Source organism: Mycolicibacterium arabiense, from assembly GCF_010731815.2.
In the GTDB taxonomy this organism is placed as follows: domain Bacteria; phylum Actinomycetota; class Actinomycetes; order Mycobacteriales; family Mycobacteriaceae; genus Mycobacterium; species Mycobacterium arabiense.
The window spans coordinates 5,297,958-5,317,032 of record NZ_AP022593.1; the positions used below are offsets into that span (position 1 = coordinate 5,297,958).

A 19,075-nucleotide genomic window follows, 5' to 3' on the forward strand; every position below is an offset into this window, starting at 1 on the left:
TTGACTCGCCGGCTGGTCGTCGCGCTCGTCGCGCTGCTGATCGCCGGATGCAGCGGCGGGTCGGCGCCCCCGTCGATCGCGGTCGGCGCGACCGACGACCCCCAGTCCGCACTGCTGGCCCAGCTCTACGCCGCGGCGCTGCGCTACTACGGCAGCCCCGCACACGTGGAGACCAGCGACGACCCGGTGGGCGACCTCGACACCCGTGACGTGCTAGTGGCCCCCGGGCTGACCGGCCGGCTGTTGACGCGCTTCGACCCGAACTCCACCGCCCGCGCGCCCGAGCAGGTGTACCGGGCGATGATCGGCGCGCTGCCCGAGGGCATCGCGGCAGGCGACTACGCCCAGTCCGCCGACGACGGACCGGCCGTCGCGGTCACCGAGCAGACGGCCGAGGCGTGGGGTGGCAGTGACGTCACGGCGTTGGCCAGGACGTGCGGGCGCCCAAATGCCGGCGCGGTCGTCGGCGCCGTCACGCCGCGCGCGGTCGGGTCCTGCCGGCTGCCCGAGCCGCGCGAATTCCGTGATCAGACAGCACTGTTCGCTGCGCTCCAGTCCGGCCGCATCGACCTGGCGTGGACGTCCACGGCGGCCGCGGACGTCCCGGACTGGGCGGTGGTGCTCACCGACCGCACCTCGCTGATCCGGGCGGAGAACGTCGTGCCGCTGTACCGGCGCAACGAACTGACCGAGCAGCAGGTGCTAGCGCTCAACCAGATCGCAGGCGAACTCGACAACGGAGCACTGGCCGACATGCTGCGTCAGGTGGGCGACGGCAAGGACCCGGCCGCGCTGGCCGGAGACTGGCTGTCGTCACACCCGCTGGGCCACTGACCCTCCGGGCGGCTTCGGGTCAGTGCGAGTTGGGCAGCGCCTTGGCGATGACGCCGGCGAACAGCTTCTGGTAGCCGGAGCCGGTCAGGCGCACGATGAGGTCGAGTGCCTTGGCGTCGTTGCCGATCAGGACCCGCGCCTTGTTCTTGCGGACGCCGTCCATGATGATCTGCGCGGCCTTCTCCGGTGACGTGCTGGCCAGCTTCTTGTCGAACGTCTTCGCGAGTTCGTCGACGTCGATGCCCTCGGCGGCCGTCATGTTGCGCGCGATGCCGGTCTTGATGCCGCCCGGGTGGATGGTGGTGACCTTGACCGGATGCTTGGCCAGCGCCATCTCCTGGCGCAGCGCCTCGGTGAACCCGCGGACGGCGAACTTGGCCGCGTTGTACGCCGCCTGGCCGGGCACCGAGAAGATGCCGAAGATGCTCGACACGTTGATCACGTGCCCGTCGCCGGACTCGATGAGGTGGGGGAGGAACACCTTGGTCCCGTTGACGACACCCCAGAAGTCGACGTCCATGACGCGCTCGATGTCCTTGAAGCCGCTGACCTCGACGTCGCCCGCGAACGCGATGCCGGCGTTGTTGTAGATCTGGTTGACCTTGCCGAAGTGGGCCTTGACGGCGTCGGCGTACAACTCGAAGGCCTCGCGCTCGGTGACGTCGAGCCGGTCGGCCTTCACCGGGGCGCCGATCGCCTTGATGCGCTCCTCGGTGACGGCGAGGCCCTCGATGTTGACGTCGCTGATCGCGACCTTGGCGCCCGACCGTGCCAACTCGATGGCCAGGGCCTGGCCGATACCCGATCCGGCGCCCGTGACGACCGCGACCTTGCCCGCGAAGCCCTCCATGCGTACTCCCTCGTCTCGCTTATTCGACTCGTGTCGAGCATAGACAGTACCGGCGGTATCGCCGAAAGCGGGTAACGGATCCGCGCCGGGGTGCGAAGGACAGTCCATGAAGCGCATCCCCAAGGCGACGACAGCGTCGCTGGCAGTGTCCGCAGGTCTGATCGCGGGCGCGACGTTCCTGGCCACCCCGGCGCACGCCGATCCGGGGGCCGATGCCTTCGTAGGAGCGCTCAGTTCGGCCGGTCTCGGTGGCATCGATCCGGCCACCGCAGTGTCGGTTGGCCAGTCCGTCTGCCCGATGCTGTCGGAACCAGGTCAGCAGATGGCCGACGTCGCGGCCGGCGTCTCGGACGCACTGGGCCGACCGCTCGGCCCCGCGACCATGTTCACCGGCATCGCCATCTCGATGTTCTGCCCGGCCGCCGTGACCTCGCTGGCCAACGGGCAAAACCCCATCCCGTTCGGGCTTGCGGGGTTCTGACACACCGAATTTCTGCGTGAGGGTCGCCGGACCCGGCAGGCTGGCGACCCTCACGCAGCATCAACTCACTTGGCGAACGCCTCGTCGATGATCTCCTGCTGCTCGACGGCGTGCACCTTCGACGACCCGGACGACGGCGCCGACATCGCACGGCGCGAGATGCGCTTGATCCCGGTCAGGTGATCGGGCAGCAACTCCGGCATCGATAGCCCGAACGTGGGCCACGCGCCCTGGTTGGCCGGCTCCTCCTGCACCCAGAAGAACTGCTCGGCGTTCGGGTACTCGTCGATGGTCGCCGCGAGGCGCTTGCGGGGCAGCGGGTAGAGCTGCTCGACGCGCAGGATCGCGACGTCGTCGCGGCCCTCCTTGGCCTTGCGGGCAGCGAGGTCGTAGTAGATCTTGCCGCTGGTCAACAGGATTCGCTTGGCCTTCGACCGGTCGCCGACGCCGTCGGTGTACGTCGGCTCCTCCATGATCGAGCGGAACTTCTGCTCGGTGAAGTCGCGGATGTCGCTGACGACGGCCTTGTTGCGCAGCATCGACTTCGGCGTGAACACGATCAGCGGACGGTGAATGCCGTCCATGCCGTGCCGACGCAGTAGGTGGAAGTAGTTCGCAGGCGTCGACGGCATCGCGACCGTCATCGACCCCTCGGCGCACACCTGCAGGAACCGCTCGATGCGACCCGAGGTGTGGTCGGGGCCCTGACCCTCGTGACCGTGCGGCAACAGCAGCACGACGTCGGACAGCTGGCCCCACTTGGCCTCGCCCGAGCTGATGAACTCGTCGATGATCGTCTGCGCGCCGTTGACGAAGTCGCCGAACTGCGCCTCCCACAGCACCATCGCGTCGGGGTTGCCGACCGAGTAGCCGTACTCGAAGCCGACTGCCGCGAACTCCGACAGCGCCGAATCGTAGACCATGAACTTGCCGCCCGACGGCGTGCCGTCGGTGTTGGTCGCCAGCAGCTGCAGCGGCGTGAACTCCGCTCCGGTCTTGCGGTCGATGATCACCGAGTGGCGCTGGGTGAACGTGCCGCGGCGGGTGTCCTGGCCGGACAGCCGGACCAGCTTGCCCTCCGAGACCAGGGTGCCCAGGGCCAACAGTTCGCCGAACGCCCAGTCGACCTTGCCCTCGTAGGCCATCTCGCGCCGCTTCTCGAGCACCGGCTTGACGCGCGGGTGCACCGCGAACTCCTCGGGGAAGGACAGGTGCGCGTCGCCGATGCGCGCCAGTAGCGACTTGTCCACTGCCGTACTGAGTTTCGCGGGCAGCACCTGGTCGGACTCCACCGACTCGCTGGGTTCGATGTCGTGCTTCTCGAGGTCGCGGACCTCGTTGAAGACACGCTCGAGCTGACCCTGGTAGTCGCGCAGGGCGTCCTCGGCTTCCTTCATCGAGATGTCGCCACGACCGATGAGGGCCTCGGTGTAGGTCTTGCGGACGCCCCGCTTGGTGTCGATGACGTCGTACATGTACGGCTGCGTCATCGACGGGTCGTCGCCCTCGTTGTGCCCGCGGCGGCGGTAGCACAGCATGTCGATGATGACGTCCTTCTTGAACTTCTGCCGGAAGTCGATCGCCAGCCGGGCCACCCACTGAGCGGCTTCGGGATCGTCGCCGTTGACGTGGAAGATCGGCGCGCCGATCATCTTCGCCACGTCCGTGCAGTACTCGCTGGAGCGCGAATTCTGCGGTGAGGTGGTGAACCCGATCTGGTTGTTGACCACGATGTGGATGGTGCCGCCGGTGCGGTAGCCGCGCAGCAGCGCCAGGTTCAGCGTCTCCGCCACCACGCCCTGTCCGGCGAACGCCGCGTCGCCGTGCAGCATCATCGGCACGATCGTGAAGCCATCGGGTCCGTCGCCCTTGTCCACCAGGTCCTGCTTGGCGCGCACCAGTCCCTCGAGGACTGGGTCGACGGCCTCGAGGTGGCTCGGGTTGGCCACCAGCGATACCTCGATGTCGTTCTCGCCGAACATCTGGATGTAGGTGCCGGTGGCGCCGAGGTGGTACTTCACGTCACCGGAGCCGTGGGCCTGGGACGGGTTCAGGTTGCCCTCGAACTCGCTGAAGATCTGCGAATAGGGCTTGCCGACGATGTTGGCCAGCACGTTGAGCCGGCCGCGGTGCGGCATGCCGATCACGACCTCGTCGAGACCGTGCTCGGCGGCCTGGTCGATCGCGGCGTCCATCATCGGGATGACGGTCTCGGCGCCTTCGAGCGAGAAGCGCTTCTGCCCCACGTACTTGGTCTGCAGGAACGTTTCGAACGCCTCGGCGGCGTTGAGCTTGCTCAGGATGTACTTCTGCTCGGCGACGGTCGGCTTGTCGTGCTTGACCTCGACGCGGTCCCGGATCCACTTCTGCTGCTCGGGTTCCAGGATGTGGGTGTACTCCACGCCGACGTGACGGCAGTACGCGTCGCGCAGCACCGACAGCACGTCGCGCAGCTTCTTGTACTCGGCGCCTGCGAACCCGTCGACCTTGAACACGCGGTCGAGGTCCCACAGCGTCAGGCCGTGGGTCAGGACGTCGAGGTCGGGGTGGCTGCGGAACCGGGTCTTGTCCAGGCGCAGCGGGTCGACGTCGGCCATCAGATGGCCGCGGTTGCGGTAGGCCGCGATCAGCTCGATGATCCGGGCGTTCTTGTCGGTGATCGCGTCGGGGTTGTCGGTGCGCCACCGCACCGGCTCGTACGGGATGCCGAGTTCGCGGAAGATCTCGTCGAAGAACTCGTCGTCGAGCAGCAGCTGGTGGATGGTGCGCAGGAAGTCGCCCGACTCCGCGCCCTGGATGATGCGGTGGTCGTAGGTGGAGGTCAGCGTGATCAGCTTGCCGACGCCGATCTCGTTGATGCGCTCCTCGCTGGCGCCCTGGAACTCGGCGGGGTACTCCATGGCGCCCGCACCGATGATCGCGCCCTGGTTGCGCATCAGGCGCGGCACCGAGTGCACGGTGCCGATGGTGCCGGGGTTGGTCAGCGAGATGGTGACGCCGGAGAAGTCCTCGGCGGTCAGCTTGCCGTCGCGGGCGCGCCGCACGATGTCCTCGTAGGCGGCGATGAACTGGCCGAAGCGCATGGTCTCGCACCGCTTGATGGCGGCGACGACGAGTTGACGCTTGCCGTCCTTGCCCTGCAGGTCGATCGCCAGGCCCAGGTTGGTGTGGGCCGGGGTGATGACGTTGGGCTTCCCGTCGACCTCGGCGAAGTGCCGGTTCATGTTCGGGAACTTCTTGACGGCCTGCACGATCGCGTAGCCCAGCAGGTGGGTGAAGCTGATCTTGCCGCCGCGCGTGCGCTTGAGGTGGTTGTTGATGACGACGCGGTTGTCGATCATCAGCTTCGCCGGGATGGCGCGGACGCTGGTGGCGGTCGGCACCTCTAGCGAGGCGTTCATGTTCTTGACCACCGCTGCTGCGGCACCGCGCAGGACCGCGGCCTCGTCGTCCTCGGCCGGCGGCGGACCCGCGGGGCTCTTCGGCTTCGCGGGCTCGGGGTTGGCCGCAGTCGCCGACGTGGCGGGCTTGGTCGCGGGCGCGGCGGGCTTCTCCGACGTCGAGGTCTTGTCGGCAGGCTTGCTCTCGGCTGCTGCGGGCTTCGCGGGCGCCTTGTCAGCAGCCTTCTCGGCGGGCTTGGCGGAACTCTTCTCCGGGGCCTTCGGCGCGGTCTTGGAGCCGTTCGACGACGAGCCGTTGGCGGGCGGCGGAGCCGGCGCCGGGATGGGTGGGGAGGAGGGACCGGTCTTGGCGGTCGCGCCGCTCTTGCCGTTCGCCGGTGCCGAGGCCGCCGTGGTCGGTTCCGGTGAGTAGTCGACGAGGAACTCGTGCCAACTCGGGTCCACCGAGGTGGGATCCTCCCGGAACTTGCGGTACATCTCCTCGACCAGCCATTCGTTCTGCCCGAATGGTGAAGGTGAACTGCTCACGGCAGCTGTCGCCTCGATTCCTCTGCCATTGCAATCGAGCACGTGCCCGCTTGCGTCTGTATGCGGTATGGCCCACCCTTGCGCCGCCTTCCAGGCTATCCCTCGCACACCTGGCAGACCACGGCAACGGTCTTATGGTCGTTGTGGTCTCCGACGGACGGCCCGTGCGCGGGTTGTCACTGCTTCGGTGCGGGCAGCACGTGCAGCGTCGACTGCCAGCGCGGCGGCGGTGCGCCGAACGCGACACGGGCGTTGTCGACGATCTTCTTGCCCATCATTCGGTTGCCGACACCACCGACCACAGCGCCCACCCCGACCGGCAGCATCTTGCCGAACGCGATCGCTCCACGCTTGAGCGTGTAGCGCTTGACGAAGTACTTCAGCAGCCGGGAGTTCAGCTGCGACACCGCGGGCAGCGGGAGCTGCGCGGCGCCGTCGGCCAGCCAGGCGCCCTTGGTGCGTCCCGGGCCGACCAGGTCCATCACGGCGTGCCTGCCGTCCTCGCCCACCAGCACCGCCAGGACCAGTGCGCGCCGCCGCTCGCGGTGCTCGGCGGGGATGCCGTGCACCTCGGCGACCGCGAGCACGAAGACGGCGGTGGCCTCCAGGAACACCACGGTCTCGCCGGCGACGGCGGACATGGCGACGAGCGTGCCGACGCCGGGGAACGCCGCGGCGGAACCGACTGCGGCGCCGCTGGCCATCACGGCCGCGAGGTAGTGCTTCTCGAGCCTGGCCACGATCTGGTCGGGCGTCGACTCCGGATCGGCATCACGCAGGCGTTGGACGTAGGCCCGCACCGCGGGAGCCTGCACCCGTGCGCCGCGTTCGATGATCGCCGAGAGGGCCTTGACGGCCGCGCTCGGATCGTCGTCGTTCTCGTGGCCGGTGGCTGGCAGCTGCCGGCCCTTGGCGCGGAATCCAGCACCCATGCTCATCGCCTCCTGTGTGCGATCGCGGAATCCTCAGGTTAACGAACGGCACCCCGCCCAGCGTGCCCGGTGGTGACGGCGGTCACTTTGGGCAGGCTCGGGAAGAAATGAGTCGTGCGCGTTGCTAAAGAGTTCCATGGCCTCTTCCCCGGACGTAGACCTCGGCAGCGGCGTAGACGTGGCACCCGATGGCACCCAGGCACCGGGTCGAACCCGGATGATCCTGGTGCTCGGCCTGCTCGTCGCGCTCGGTCCGCTCACCATCGACATGTACCTGCCCGCACTGCCACGCATCGCCGAGGAACTGTCGGTGTCGTCGTCGGTGGCGCAGTTGACACTGACCGGCACGCTGGCGGGTCTGGCGATCGGGCAGCTCGTCATCGGCCCGCTGTCGGATTCGCTGGGACGTCGCCGTCCGCTGATGGCGGGCATCGTCCTGCACATGGTCGCGTCGCTGATCTGCCTGCTGGCGCCGAACATCACCGTGCTCGGCCTGGCGCGTGGCCTGCAGGGCATGGGCGCTGCCGCGACCATGGTCGTATCCATCGCGATCGTCGGCGACCTGTTCAAGGGCAACGCCGCCGCCACGGTGATGTCGCGGTTGATGCTGGTGCTCGGCGTCGCCCCGGTGCTCGCGCCGTCGCTGGGCGCGGCGGTACTGCTGCAAGGGTCGTGGCACTGGGTGTTCGCCGTGCTCGTCGTCCTGGCGGGCGCACTGCTCCTTATGGCCGCGTTGGCGCTGCCGGAGACGCTGCCCACCGCACATCGCAGGCCGCTGCGGGTCCGCGGGATCCTCAGCACGTACGGCCAACTGTTCGGTGACGCGCGGTTCGTGATCCTGGTCCTCGTCGCCGCGCTGGGCATGTCGGGCCTGTTCGCCTACATCGCCGGTGCGTCGTTCGTCCTGCAGGGCCGCTACGGACTCGACCAGCAGTCCTTCGCGCTGGTGTTCGGCGCAGGCGCGGTGGCTCTCATCGGCTCGACGCAGTTCAACGTCGTGCTGCTGCGCCGGTTCACCCCGCAGGCCATCGTCGTGTGGGCGCTCGCGGCGTCCTCGCTCTTCGGTGTGGTCTTCATCGGGTTGGCCGTAGCCGGCGTCGGCGGGCTGGCCGCGTTCGTCGTGCCCGTGTGGCTGATCCTGGGCGCGATGGGGTTCGTCATCCCCAACGCCCCGGCGTTGGCACTGTCGCGGCACCCCGAGGCCTCGGGTACGTCGGCGGCACTGCTCGGCGCCGCGCAGTTCGGCCTCGGTGCCGCGGTGGCACCCCTGGTCGGGGTGCTCGGCAACGACGAAATCGCGCTCGCCGTGGTGATGACCGCCGGTGCCGTGATCGCGCTGGGCGCGTTGCTGGCCGCGCGCGTCGGCGCAGAGTCCACGTCCGATGACGAGGAGTTCGTCGGCGCGGCCATCGCGGAACCGGTATAGCCGAGCCGGTCCAGCCAGGCCGGGCACCCCGGAGTCGACCCGACGACGAGGCGTCCGTAGCGTCGTCGGGATAGTTCGACAGGCGTGATCGGGTAGGGGCGTTCGGCATCCCACCGGAGTCCGCTGGGCCCAGCCCCCGCGAGCCCGGCTCACCCGCGCGCACTCACGGAAGACACGAGCGTGACCGCAGTACTAGACGCCCTGCACCGGATGCGGGCCACCCACCCGCAATCGGCGAACCCATGGCGCGTCCTGTGGGCCATGATGGTCGGCTTCTTCATGATCCTGGTCGACGCGACCATCGTGTCGGTCGCCAACCCGTCGATCATGGACGGCCTCCGCGCCGACTACGACGCGGTGATCTGGGTGACCAGCGCCTACCTGCTGGCGTACGCCGTGCCGCTGCTGGTGGCCGGCCGGTTGGGGGACCGGTACGGCCCGAAGAACCTCTACCTGATTGGTTTGGGGATCTTCACCGCCGCCTCGCTGTGGTGCGGTCTCGCCGACACCATCGAGATGTTGATCGCCGCCCGCGTCGTGCAGGGCGTCGGGGCGGCGCTGCTGACCCCGCAGACCCTGTCGGCGATCACCCGGATCTTCCCGCCGGACCGCCGCGGCGTCGCGCTCAGCATCTGGGGCGCGACGGCCGGTGTCGCGACGCTCGTCGGCCCGCTCGCCGGCGGCGTCCTCGTCGATGGTCTCGGCTGGCACTGGATCTTCATCGTCAACGTCCCGGTCGGCGTCATCGGCCTCGCGCTGGCGTACTGGTTCGTGCCCTCGCTGCCGACCGAGAAGAAGGGGTTCGACCTCCTGGGCGTCCTGCTCTCGGGAGCGGGCATGTTCCTGGTCGTGTTCGCCCTGCAGGAGGGCGAGTCGCACGACTGGGCGCCGTGGATCTGGGGCATGGTCGTCGCGGGTCTCGGGTTCGTCGCGGCGTTCGTCTACTGGCAGTCGGTCAACCCCGGGGACCCGCTGATCCCGCTGCGGATCTTCCGCGACAGGGACTTCAGCCTGTCGAACCTGGGCATCTCGGTCATCGGCTTCGCGGTGACGGCGATGATCCTGCCGCTGATGTTCTACGCCCAAGCGGTGGCCGGCCTTTCGCCGACGCGGGCCGCGCTGCTGACGGCCCCGATGGCGATCTCGTCCGGCGTGCTGGCGCCGTTCGTCGGCAAGCTCGTCGACCGCCATGCGCCGACGCCCATCGTCGGATTCGGCTTCTCGGCGCTGGCGATCGGGCTGACCTGGCTGTCGGTCGAGATGACCGACACGACGCCCATCTGGCGCCTCGTGCTGCCGCTGATCGTGATGGGCGTCGGGATGGCGTTCATCTGGTCACCGCTGGCCGCGACGGCCACCCGGCACCTGCCGCCCGACCTGGCCGGAGCCGGTTCCGGGGTGTACAACACCACGCGACAGATCGGTGGCGTCCTCGGCAGTGCGGGCATGGCCGCGTTCATGACGTCGCGGATCGGCGCGGAGATGCCCGGCGGCGGCGAGCGTCCGCCCGGTGCCGAGGCCGGCATCACGGAGCTGCCCGACTTCCTGCAGGTGCCGTTCTCGGCGGCGCTGTCCCAGGCCCTGCTGCTACCCGCGTTCGTCGCGTTGCTCGGTGTCGTCGCTGCGCTGTTCCTGCGCGGGCCGGGTGACCACGGGCCCGCTCCGGTGCGGCCACCCGTGGGCGGACGGACCGTGCCCGACGACGCGGATTACTTCCCCGACGACGACGAGTACGTCGAGTACACGGTGGACTGGGACGAGCCGGAATCGGCGCCGCTGCAGGCGGTCCGATCGCGTGTGGACGCCCCCGTGTCCCCTCCGGTCGACGATAGCGTGACGACCCCGTTCGACGTGCACGTCGAACCCCCGTTGCCCGCCCCCGCCGACGAGTGGCGAGGCGGTCCCGTCGAAGCGTGGCAGCACCTGTTCGTCGACGACGAGCCGGCGGCGGTCACCGACGTGCAACCCGTGTCGGCGCCAGCCGCGGACGTCGCTCGAAATGGCCACGCGCACAACGGTCATCACGTCGACGGACCTGTCGGGGGACTGGACCGGTTCGAGGTGCCCTCGCGTTCGGCGGCGGGCAGGCACAGCCGCCGCGACGAGGAGGAGACCTCGGGCGAGGATGCCGGGACCTACGGTCGGCACTCGATGCGCTTCCGCGACTAGCGGTCAGCCGAACAGCACCGCGCGGTTGAGATAGCCGTCGGGGTCGAACGCCGTCTTGAGCGCGTGCATCGCCGCGATGTCCTCGGGGGTGCGCGACATCCGAAGGTAGTCGCGCTTGCGGCTGCCCACCCCGTGCTCGGAACTGACGTTGCCGCGGTGGTCGGCGATCAGCGTCATCATCGCCGAGTACAGCGCGCGCTCGGCGTCGCCGTCGAGCGCGCAGCGCACCAGGTTCAGATGCAGGTTGCCCTCCCCGACGTGGCCGAACAGCACCGGGATCGCGTCGGGTGCGTGGTCGGCGATCAGGGCCGTCGCGGCGGCGGCGAAGCCGGGGACGTTCGCCAGCGGCAGTGAGACGTCGAACTTCAGCGGCGGCCCGTACCGTCCGAGCACGTCGGCCACCGATTCGCGCACGGACCACAGGCGTTGTGCGGCAGCGGAATCCACTCCAACGGCCGGCTCGCCCACCAGGTCGGCCCGGCCGAGCGCGTCGGCCAGCCGCTCGGTCTGGTCGGTGTCACCCGCCAGTTCCACCAGCAGCTGCCACGCGCCGTCGACGGGTGCGGCGACGCCGAGGTGCTCGGCGGTCAGCGCGCTCGCCCGCGCATCGATCAGCTCCAGCGCGGCGATGCCGTCGGCGTCGCGCAACTCGCGACCCAGCGCGATCAGCGCACCCAGGTCGTCGAACCCGACGACCGCCGTCACCCGGTGGGCAGGCGTCGGGTGCAGTCGCACGTCGAGCGCGGTGATGACGCCGATGGTGCCCTCCGCGCCGACGAACAGCGACGTCAGGTCGTAGCCCGTGTTGTCGCGCCGAACCTCGCTGTGCCTGCGCACGATCGAGCCGTCGGGCAGGGCAACGTCGAGGCCGAGGATCTGTTCGGCCATGTTCCCGTACCGCACGGTGCGCAGGCCGCCGGCGTTCGTCGAGGCCATCCCGCCGATGGTCGCGGTATCGCGTGAGGCCAGGTCCACCCCGAACACCAAACCCGTTGCGGCCGCGGCCTTCTGCAGCGCCGCCGCGGTCACGCCCGCGCCCACCCGCACGCGGCGCTCCACCGCGTCGATCGGACCGATGTCGGTCAGCCGCTCGGTCGACAGCAGCACGTCGTCGTGCTCGGGCACGGTTCCGGCGACCAGTGAGGTTCGGCCGCCCTGCACCGTCACGTTCGCGCCCGCGTCGCGGCAGGTCCGCAACACCCCCGCCACCTCGTCGGCGTCGCCGGGCCGCACCAGCGCGCGGGCGTGCCCCCGGTAGCGGCCGGTGTAGTCGACGCAGCGGCCGACCAGCACGTCGGGATCGGTGCTGACGTGGCGCGCGCCGACGATCTCGGCGAGGCGGTCGATCAGCACGTCGGTCACTGTGCGGGTGTATCACAGGCGTCGGTCAGCGCGAGGAACGCGCCGAGACCGATCAACCCGTCGGGCGTGGACGGCAGGTAGTCGGTGAGGTGGAGCGACCGGACGATCACCGCAGCGTACTTCGCCCGGCTGATCGCGACGTTGAGCCGATTCCGGTTGAGCAGGAACGATATTCCGCGCGGGACGTCGTCGGCCGAGGACGCCGTCATCGAGACGAACACGACCGGCGCCTGCCTGCCCTGGAACTTGTCGACCGTGCCCACCTCGACGTCGGCCAGGCCTGCGGCGTCGAGGCGGCGGCGCAGCATCTGCACCTGGGCGTTGTACGGGGTGACGACCAGGACGTGCCGCTGGGCGAGCGCCGTGGGGCCGCCCTCGTCGGTCCACGTCGAGCCGAGCAGCCGTTCGATCTCGCCGACGATCGCGTCGGCCTCCTCCGGGCTCTCGGTGGAGTTGCCGTCGTGGTTCACCGCCAGCACGCGCACCCCGGGCACGACGCCGTCGAGGCGGCGGGCAGCGCTGACGTCCTCCCGCGAGTGCAGGCGGCCGTCGTAGGACAGCCGTGACACCGGCGCGCACACCGCCGGATGCATCCGGTACGAGAGGTCGAGGAAGTAGCCGCGCTCCGGCGGGAGCGTGTGCTCGCCGTCGACGAGCCATCCGAGCGCGGAGTGGTCGACCGGCTCCGGGTGGGTGCCCTGGCTGACCTGTGGTAGCTGCTGCGGGTCGCCGAGCAGCAGCAGGTTCGTCGCCGCGGCCGCCACGGCGATCGTGTTGGCGAGGCAGAACTGGCCCGCCTCCTCGACGACGAGCAGGTCCAGGCTGCCCCTGGGGACGCGTCCGTCGTTGGCGAAATCCCATGCCGTGCCGCCGATCACGCAACCGTCGTGGTCGGCGATGAACCCGGGGTAGTCCTTCTCGTCGACGTCCTGCCACGGTCCGCCGGGGCTCTTCTTCTTGCCGACGCGCTGCGGGTCGACGCCCGCCTCGATCACGCACCCGAGCAGGTTCTCGACCACGGCGTGCGACTGCGCGACCACGCCCACGCGCCACCCGCGGGCGACGAGTCGCGCGATGACGTGGGCCGAGGTGTAGGTCTTGCCCGTGCCAGGCGGACCGTGCACGGCGAGATACGACGAGTCGAGGTCGAGCAGCGCCGCGGTGATGTCGTCGACGGTTTGACCGGTGCGGGGGAGCCCGCCGCCGCTGACGGTGCGCGGCGGGCGCCGCAGCAGGATGTCGGTGACGGCGTCGGCGGGCAGGTTCGGCAGGATGGCGCCGATCAACGTCGCCGCCGACTCGATCGCGGTCTGCAGCGGCTTCTTGCCGATCGGCGGGCCGGGTGTCAGGGCGAACGGTGTCTCGTCGAAGCAGCCGCCGTCCTTCGGTTCGCGCTCCATGATGACGACCTCGGTCGGCATCGACGGATCGTCGCAGTCCACCGGTGTGGCCGAACCCCACACCCGTCGGTCGGGGTCGCCGGCGAGGCCCGCCGGACCCGGCGGCGCGTACAGCGCATACAGCTCTCTGCCGAGTTCGCCGGAGGCGAGTTCGCCGGTGACCCGGAGCTGGCGCTGCTGCTTGCGGGCCTTGGCAGGCTTGTGCCAGTCGGCGACGACCTCGGCGCTGTCCACCATGAACACCCCGCCGTCGTCGGCCCATTCGTCGACCGGGTTGTTGATGCGGTCGAAGTGCGCCCACCAGAACGGCTTGTCCTCGCGCTGGTGGTAACCGCGCGCTGCCGAGACCATCGCGACGGCGGTCTGTTCGGGGGTGCGCTCCTCGGTGCCGTCGCCTGCGAACTTCAGCAGCCTGCGTTCGAGGTCGTCGGCGATCTCCACCGTCGCGGCGGCGGCCTCGTCGCGGACCTGCTGTGGTCCGCGCGGAGGCACCCCGGAATCGATCGCGCGGGCCATCAGCCAGTCGCGCAGCCTGCGCGTCGACCGGCAGTCGTAGCGGTTGTAGTCCTCGATCTGCTTGAGCACGACGGCCGCGTCGTCGGCGCGTCCGGCGTCGCGCAGCGCCGTGAACTCGGCGTACTGCGTGATCGAGTCGGTGGCCGTGGTGACTTCGCCGTCACGCAGCTCGTTGCCCATGTACAGCGGCTCGAGGTACTTGATGCTGTAGCTCTCGGTGCCGACCCGAATGCTCTTGCGCACCAACGGATAGAGGTCGACGAGGGTACCGCTGCGGAGCAGGTCGTCGACCTCGTTCTCGCCGACGCCGTAGCGGCCTGCCAGCCGCAGCAGCGTGCTCTTCTCGTAGGCCGCGTAGTGGTAGACGTGCATGCCGGGGTAGCGCTTGCGCCGCTTGCGCACGAACGCGAGGAAGTCGACGAGCGCCTGACGTTCACTGGCCCTGTCGTGCGCCCAGAACGGGGTGAATTCGTCGGTCACGCTCAAGACGCCCCACAGGTACTCCAGGCCCCACTCGCGGCCGTCGACGGTCCACAGCGGGTCGCCCTCGAAGTCGAAGAACAGGTCGCCCTTGTTCGCGTCGGGCAGCGCCATCAGGGGTTGGGCGTCGATGACCTCGTACGGCGGCTTGCCGTCCACCCGGTCGGCCACCTGCAGTCGCGCCTGAGCAGTGAGCGCCGCGACCGTGCGCGCGGCGAGTTCGTCGACGGCGCCGTCGTGGTCGGCCAGCTCGCGCACGGTCGTGATGCCCGCATCGAGCAGACGCGCGCGCTGGCTCACCCGCATGCCCGCGACGAGCACGAGGTCGTCGTGGGCGCGCACCTGGACCTCGCACTCCGGGCAGCGGAAGCACGCCCGGACCGACTCGTCCTCCCAGGTGACCGGCGCGTCGCCGGCCAGGTGGTCGTCGAGCAGGCGCTGCAGCGCGGCCCGCCGCGGCAGGTACACGGGGAGCAGCTCGTCGATCCGGTAGCGGGCGATGGCGCCGTCGCCGAGCACCAGTTCGACCTCGGGCGCCACCGGCACGCCGCTGCGCTGCAACGTGTCGGCGTAGGCGGCGAGCTGCAGCAGCGCCTCCACCTTCACCGAGCGGGCCAGCTTGGTGTCGCGCAGCCGGTACTGGCCGCCGTCGTCGGTGGGTTCGAGGATCAGGAAGTCGGCGAACCCGACGAACCGACCGTCGAACATGGCGGCCTGGTAGATGGCGGGGGCACGGTGCTCGACGGCGGCCCGGGTGGCCTCGGCGGCAGCGGTCAGCCCGGCGACGGTGTAGGTCGGCTTGCCGATGACCACCGCGTTGCCGTCGAGTTCGTCGCGGAGCTGGTCGAGGTGACGCTGCTCGTGCTCGTCGCCGAGCTGGGCGGTGCGGGCGAGCAGCGCATCGTCGGTCGTGATCCGCGGGCTCCGCCCGAGCTGACCGTCGAACGACCGCAGCAGGGCGTACTCGCAGCGCGCGGCCGCAGCGAGATCCGAAGCGCTGTAGACGACTTGGCGGTCGGCGCCTCCGGTCAGGAACATCCTGGCCACTCTAGGCCAGCGGTCCGACACGGGGCCGGGATCGGCCGCGGCGCTGCTAGCCCGTGTTGCCGATCAGCTCGACGCCGTTGCCGTTCCAGCGGAACCGCACCACGCTCTTGAGTCCCGTCGAGCCGCTCGAGTACATCAGCGCCACCGTGTCGCCGGTGGTCGCGGTGTCGTCGATGCCGTTGAATCCATAGGTGTCGGGCACACCGGTCGGGATGAACTTGCCGAGGTGGAACAGCACCGCGCGGGTGTTCGGGTTGTCGGCGTTGGTGTTGGCTTTGATGACCACCGCCGACAGCTGCGCGCACTCGTTGTAGTTGCCCGCGAGCGGCTCGGGACTCCAGGGCTGATTGCTCCGCGGATCGCGGGGCAGTTCGGAGACCGCCTTCGCGATCTCGGGTGCCGCGAGGTTCACCGCGCACGGATCTGCGGGCGGGGGCGTCGCGGTCGGTCCCGCGGCGATCGTCGGTTCCACGGGCGGTGGTGCGCTCATGGCGGTCGGCGCGACGGACGCGCTGCCCTCCGGGGTCTTGGAGACGGTCGAATCGCTGGAACCACAGCCGGCGAGCAGCACGGCCGCCAGCACTGCGGGACCCAGAACCCGTCGCTTCGCCCGCACGAGGCTGATTTCCCGTCGCTTCGCTCGCCCCAGGCCGATTTCCCGTCGCTTCGCTCGCCCCAGGCGTCTCACATCACCGCACGGTACCCGTCGTCTTGTGTGCGAGGCGGTTGGCGGTCGCGAGAACCCGTAGACTCTTCACTCGATGACGTCGCCTGATTCGGATGCCTCGAGCACCGAGACCACCTTTGCCGACCTGCAGATACACCCCGAGGTGCTGCGGGCCGTCGCCGACGTCGGCTATGAAACGCCGTCGCCGATCCAAGCCGCAACCATTCCCGCGATGCTGGCGGGCTCCGACGTGGTCGGGCTCGCCCAGACCGGGACGGGCAAGACCGCAGCGTTCGCGATCCCGATCCTGTCGAAGATCGACACCAACAGCCGCATCACGCAGGCGCTGGTACTGGCCCCGACCCGCGAACTCGCCCTGCAGGTCGCAGAGGCATTCAGCCGCTACGGCGCCCACCTGCGGGTCAATGTCCTGCCGGTGTACGGCGGCTCCTCGTACGGCCCGCAGCTGGCAGGTCTCAAGCGCGGCGCGCAGATCGTGGTGGGCACGCCAGGCCGCGTGATCGACCACCTGGACAAGGGCAGCCTGGACCTCTCGCATCTGGACTACCTGGTGCTCGACGAGGCCGACGAGATGCTGCAGATGGGCTTCGCCGAGGACGTCGAACGCATCCTCGAGGGCACCCCGGAGTACAAGCAGGTGGCGCTGTTCTCGGCCACCATGCCCCCGGGCATCCGCAAGATCACCAGCAAGTACCTACACGACCCGGTGCAGGTGAAGGTCGAGTCGAAGACCGCGACCGCCGACAACATCACCCAGCGCTACATCCAGGTCGCGGGCCCGCGGAAGATGGACGCGCTGACCCGCCTGCTCGAGGTCGAGCCGTTCGAGGCGATGATCGTCTTCGTCCGCACCAAGCAGGCCACCGAAGAGGTCGCCGAAAAGCTGCGCGCCCGCGGGTTCTCCGCCGCGGCCATCAACGGCGACATCGCCCAGGCCGTGCGCGAGCGGACCATCGCGCAGCTCAAGGACGGGTCGATCGACATCCTCGTCGCGACCGACGTCGCCGCCCGTGGCCTCGACGTCGAGCGCATCTCGCACGTGCTGAACTACGACATCCCGCACGACCCCGAGTCCTACGTGCACCGGATCGGCCGCACCGGCCGCGCCGGACGATCGGGCACCGCGCTGCTCTTCGTGTCGCCGCGGGAGCGGCACCTGCTCAACTCCATCGAGCGGGTCACGCGGCAGAAGCTCGTCGAGTCGCAGCTGCCGTCGGTCGACGACGTCAACGCCCAGCGCGTGGAGAAGTTCCGCGACTCGATCACCAACGGCCTGAGCAACCCGGGCATCGACCTGTTCCGCAAGCTGATCGAGGCCTACGAGCGCGATCACGACGTGCCGATGGCCGACATCGCCGCGGCCCTGGCGCTGCAGAGCCACGACGGTGGCGAGTTCTTGATGACCGAACCGCCGCCGGAGAAGCGTCGCGAGCGTCCGGATCGCGACGACGGCCCCCCGCGCAAGCGGCGCGACACTCGCGACGACCTCGCCACCTACCGCATCGCGGTCGGCAAGCGGCACAAGGTGATGCCTGGCGCCATCGTCGGGGCGATCGCGAACGAGGGCGGCCTGCATCGCAGCGACTTCGGACACATCGCGATCCGGCCGGACTACTCGCTCGTCGAGCTGCCCAGGAAGTTGTCGCACGAGACGCTCAAGAAGCTCGAGCACACCAAGATCCAGGGTGTGCCGATCAACTTGACGCTCGATCGCGGCCCCAAGCCTTATCGAGGCAACAAGCCGAAGTGACCGGGGCGAGCGAAGCGACGGGAAATTGACCGGGGCGAGCGAAGCGACGGGAAATTGACCCGGGGCGAGCGGACGGTGTTTCGGCCGGATACGGCCGAGGGTGGCCTGGAGTCGGCGGGCCGCAGTCGGGTCGACTCCCTCACGGGCATTCGCGCCGTCGCGGCGATCCTGGTCGTCCTCACCCACGCGGCGTACACCACGGGCAAGTACACCCACGGCTACCTCGGGCTGGTCTACTCGCGCATGGAGATCGGCGTGCCGATCTTCTTCGTCCTGTCGGGATTCCTGTTGTTCAGCCCGTGGGTGCGTGCTGCCGCCCGCGGCGGCGCGTCGCCGTCGGTGTCGCGCTACGCCTGGCACCGCGTGCGGCGCATCATGCCTGCCTACGTCGTCACGGTGTTGGTGGCCTACGCGCTGTACCACTTCCGCATGGCGGGCCCCAATCCCGGGCACACGTGGGTGGGTCTGTTTCGCAACCTCACGCTGACGCAGATCTACACCGACCACTACTGGATCACGTTCCTGCACCAGGGATTGACGCAGATGTGGAGCCTGGCCGTGGAGGCTGCGTTCTACGTGGCGCTGCCAGCGTTGGCGTACCTGCTGCTGGTGGTGCTGTGCCGCAGGCAGTGGCGGCCCGGCATGTTGCTCGGCGGTCTGCTGGCACTCGGGTTGATCACGCCGGCGTGGCTGGTGCTGGTGCACACCACCGACTTCCTGCCCGACGGCGCAAAGCTTTGGCTCCCGGCCTATCTGGCGTGGTTCGTGGGCGGCATGATCCTGGCGGCACTGCGCGAGATGGGCGTCAACGGCTACGCGTTGTTGTGCATCCCGTTGGCGCTGGTGTGCTACTTCATCGCATCGACGCCGATCGCGGGGGCGCCGACGACCGCGCCGTCCGAACTGCGCGAGGGGCTGGCCAAAGCGCTGTTCTACGCCGTCATCGCCACGCTGATCGTGGCGCCGCTGGCGCTGTCCAATCGCGGGCTGTATGCCCGCGCGATGGCGAGTCGGCCGATGGTCTTCCTGGGTGAGATCTCCTACGAGATCTTCCTGATCCACCTCGTCACCATGGAGTTGGCGATGGTCGAGATCCTGCACTTCGGCATCTACACCGGGTCGATGTTCTGGTTGTTCGTCGCGACGATGGTCGTCACGGTGCCGCTGGCGTGGCTGCTGCACCGATTCACGCGCGTGCGTTCGTAGATCAA

At 69.4% G+C, this 19,075-nt stretch carries 12 protein-coding genes; 6 read left to right on the forward strand and 6 right to left on the reverse strand.

Features of this window, described 5'->3' with window-relative positions:
• Positions 1 to 834 (forward strand): glycine betaine ABC transporter substrate-binding protein, encoded by an 834-nt coding sequence (locus G6N61_RS27265; RefSeq protein ID WP_235887324.1) that lies wholly within the window; start codon positions 1 to 3, stop codon positions 832 to 834.
• A 19-nt stretch (positions 835 to 853) separates the two neighbouring features.
• Here G6N61_RS27265 and G6N61_RS27270 read toward each other — a convergent pair whose 3' ends face one another.
• On the reverse strand, positions 854 to 1,684 hold the full coding sequence (locus G6N61_RS27270; RefSeq protein WP_163923831.1) for an SDR family NAD(P)-dependent oxidoreductase: 831 nt from the start codon (positions 1,682 to 1,684) through the stop codon (positions 854 to 856).
• Positions 1,685 to 1,790: 106 nt separating this feature from the next.
• On the opposite strand from G6N61_RS27270, the gene G6N61_RS27275 reads away from it, so the two are divergent.
• Positions 1,791 to 2,165, forward strand: coding sequence for a DUF732 domain-containing protein (locus tag G6N61_RS27275; protein ID WP_163923834.1), 375 nt, complete (start codon positions 1,791 to 1,793; stop codon positions 2,163 to 2,165).
• Between the two features lie 65 nt (positions 2,166 to 2,230).
• Here G6N61_RS27275 and G6N61_RS27280 read toward each other — a convergent pair whose 3' ends face one another.
• Entirely contained in the window at positions 2,231 to 6,094 is a 3,864-nt protein-coding gene (locus G6N61_RS27280; protein WP_163923837.1) for a multifunctional oxoglutarate decarboxylase/oxoglutarate dehydrogenase thiamine pyrophosphate-binding subunit/dihydrolipoyllysine-residue succinyltransferase subunit, read from the reverse strand.
• 176 nt (positions 6,095 to 6,270) lie between these two features.
• The gene (locus G6N61_RS27285; RefSeq protein ID WP_163923839.1) at positions 6,271 to 7,026 is read right to left on the reverse strand and encodes a hypothetical protein; all 756 of its coding nucleotides are present in this window, start codon (positions 7,024 to 7,026) and stop codon (positions 6,271 to 6,273) included.
• A gap of 136 nt (positions 7,027 to 7,162) precedes the next feature.
• Between G6N61_RS27285 and G6N61_RS27290 the strand changes: the two genes are divergently transcribed.
• Positions 7,163 to 8,452: a multidrug effflux MFS transporter gene (locus G6N61_RS27290; RefSeq protein WP_163923841.1), complete on the forward strand. Its 1,290-nt coding sequence runs from the start codon at positions 7,163 to 7,165 to the stop codon at positions 8,450 to 8,452.
• 210 nt (positions 8,453 to 8,662) lie between these two features.
• Positions 8,663 to 10,621, forward strand: a complete 1,959-nt coding sequence (locus G6N61_RS27295) for an MFS transporter (protein ID WP_163925139.1) — start codon at positions 8,663 to 8,665, stop codon at positions 10,619 to 10,621.
• A gap of 3 nt (positions 10,622 to 10,624) precedes the next feature.
• On the opposite strand, the gene G6N61_RS27300 is transcribed toward G6N61_RS27295, so the two are convergent.
• The 3 genes from G6N61_RS27300 to G6N61_RS27310 are packed head-to-tail and all read right to left on the reverse strand — an operon-like array spanning position 10,625 to position 16,042.
• Positions 10,625 to 11,983 (reverse strand): FAD-binding oxidoreductase, encoded by a 1,359-nt coding sequence (locus G6N61_RS27300; protein WP_163923843.1) that lies wholly within the window; start codon positions 11,981 to 11,983, stop codon positions 10,625 to 10,627.
• Positions 11,980 to 15,417, reverse strand: coding sequence for a TM0106 family RecB-like putative nuclease (locus G6N61_RS27305; protein ID WP_163923845.1), 3,438 nt, complete (start codon positions 15,415 to 15,417; stop codon positions 11,980 to 11,982). The genes G6N61_RS27300 and G6N61_RS27305 overlap by 4 nt, the downstream gene beginning before the upstream one ends.
• 55 nt (positions 15,418 to 15,472) lie before the next feature.
• On the reverse strand, positions 15,473 to 16,042 hold the full coding sequence (locus G6N61_RS27310; protein WP_235887325.1) for an LppP/LprE family lipoprotein: 570 nt from the start codon (positions 16,040 to 16,042) through the stop codon (positions 15,473 to 15,475).
• Positions 16,043 to 16,187: 145 nt separating this feature from the next.
• On the opposite strand from G6N61_RS27310, the gene G6N61_RS27315 reads away from it, so the two are divergent.
• On the forward strand, positions 16,188 to 17,864 hold the full coding sequence (locus G6N61_RS27315) for a DEAD/DEAH box helicase (protein WP_163923847.1): 1,677 nt from the start codon (positions 16,188 to 16,190) through the stop codon (positions 17,862 to 17,864).
• Positions 17,865 to 17,939: 75 nt separating this feature from the next.
• Positions 17,940 to 19,070 (forward strand): acyltransferase family protein, encoded by a 1,131-nt coding sequence (locus tag G6N61_RS27320; protein ID WP_163923849.1) that lies wholly within the window; start codon positions 17,940 to 17,942, stop codon positions 19,068 to 19,070.
• The last annotated feature ends 5 nt before the right edge of the window (positions 19,071 to 19,075 follow it).

What these genes read in the sequence shown, in the direction of transcription:
- G6N61_RS27270 (WP_163923831.1), bottom strand. Translation starts at nt 1,684, where the DNA reads ATGGAGGGCTTCGCGGGCAAGGTCGCGGTCGTCACGGGCGCCGGATCG.
- G6N61_RS27275 (WP_163923834.1), top strand. Translation starts at nt 1,791, where the DNA reads ATGAAGCGCATCCCCAAGGCGACGACAGCGTCGCTGGCAGTGTCCGCA.
- G6N61_RS27285 (WP_163923839.1), bottom strand. Translation starts at nt 7,026, where the DNA reads ATGGGTGCTGGATTCCGCGCCAAGGGCCGGCAGCTGCCAGCCACCGGC.
- G6N61_RS27290 (WP_163923841.1), top strand. Translation starts at nt 7,163, where the DNA reads ATGGCCTCTTCCCCGGACGTAGACCTCGGCAGCGGCGTAGACGTGGCA.
- G6N61_RS27295 (WP_163925139.1), top strand. Translation starts at nt 8,663, where the DNA reads ATGCGGGCCACCCACCCGCAATCGGCGAACCCATGGCGCGTCCTGTGG.
- G6N61_RS27305 (WP_163923845.1), bottom strand. Translation starts at nt 15,417, where the DNA reads ATGTTCCTGACCGGAGGCGCCGACCGCCAAGTCGTCTACAGCGCTTCG.
- G6N61_RS27315 (WP_163923847.1), top strand. Translation starts at nt 16,188, where the DNA reads ATGACGTCGCCTGATTCGGATGCCTCGAGCACCGAGACCACCTTTGCC.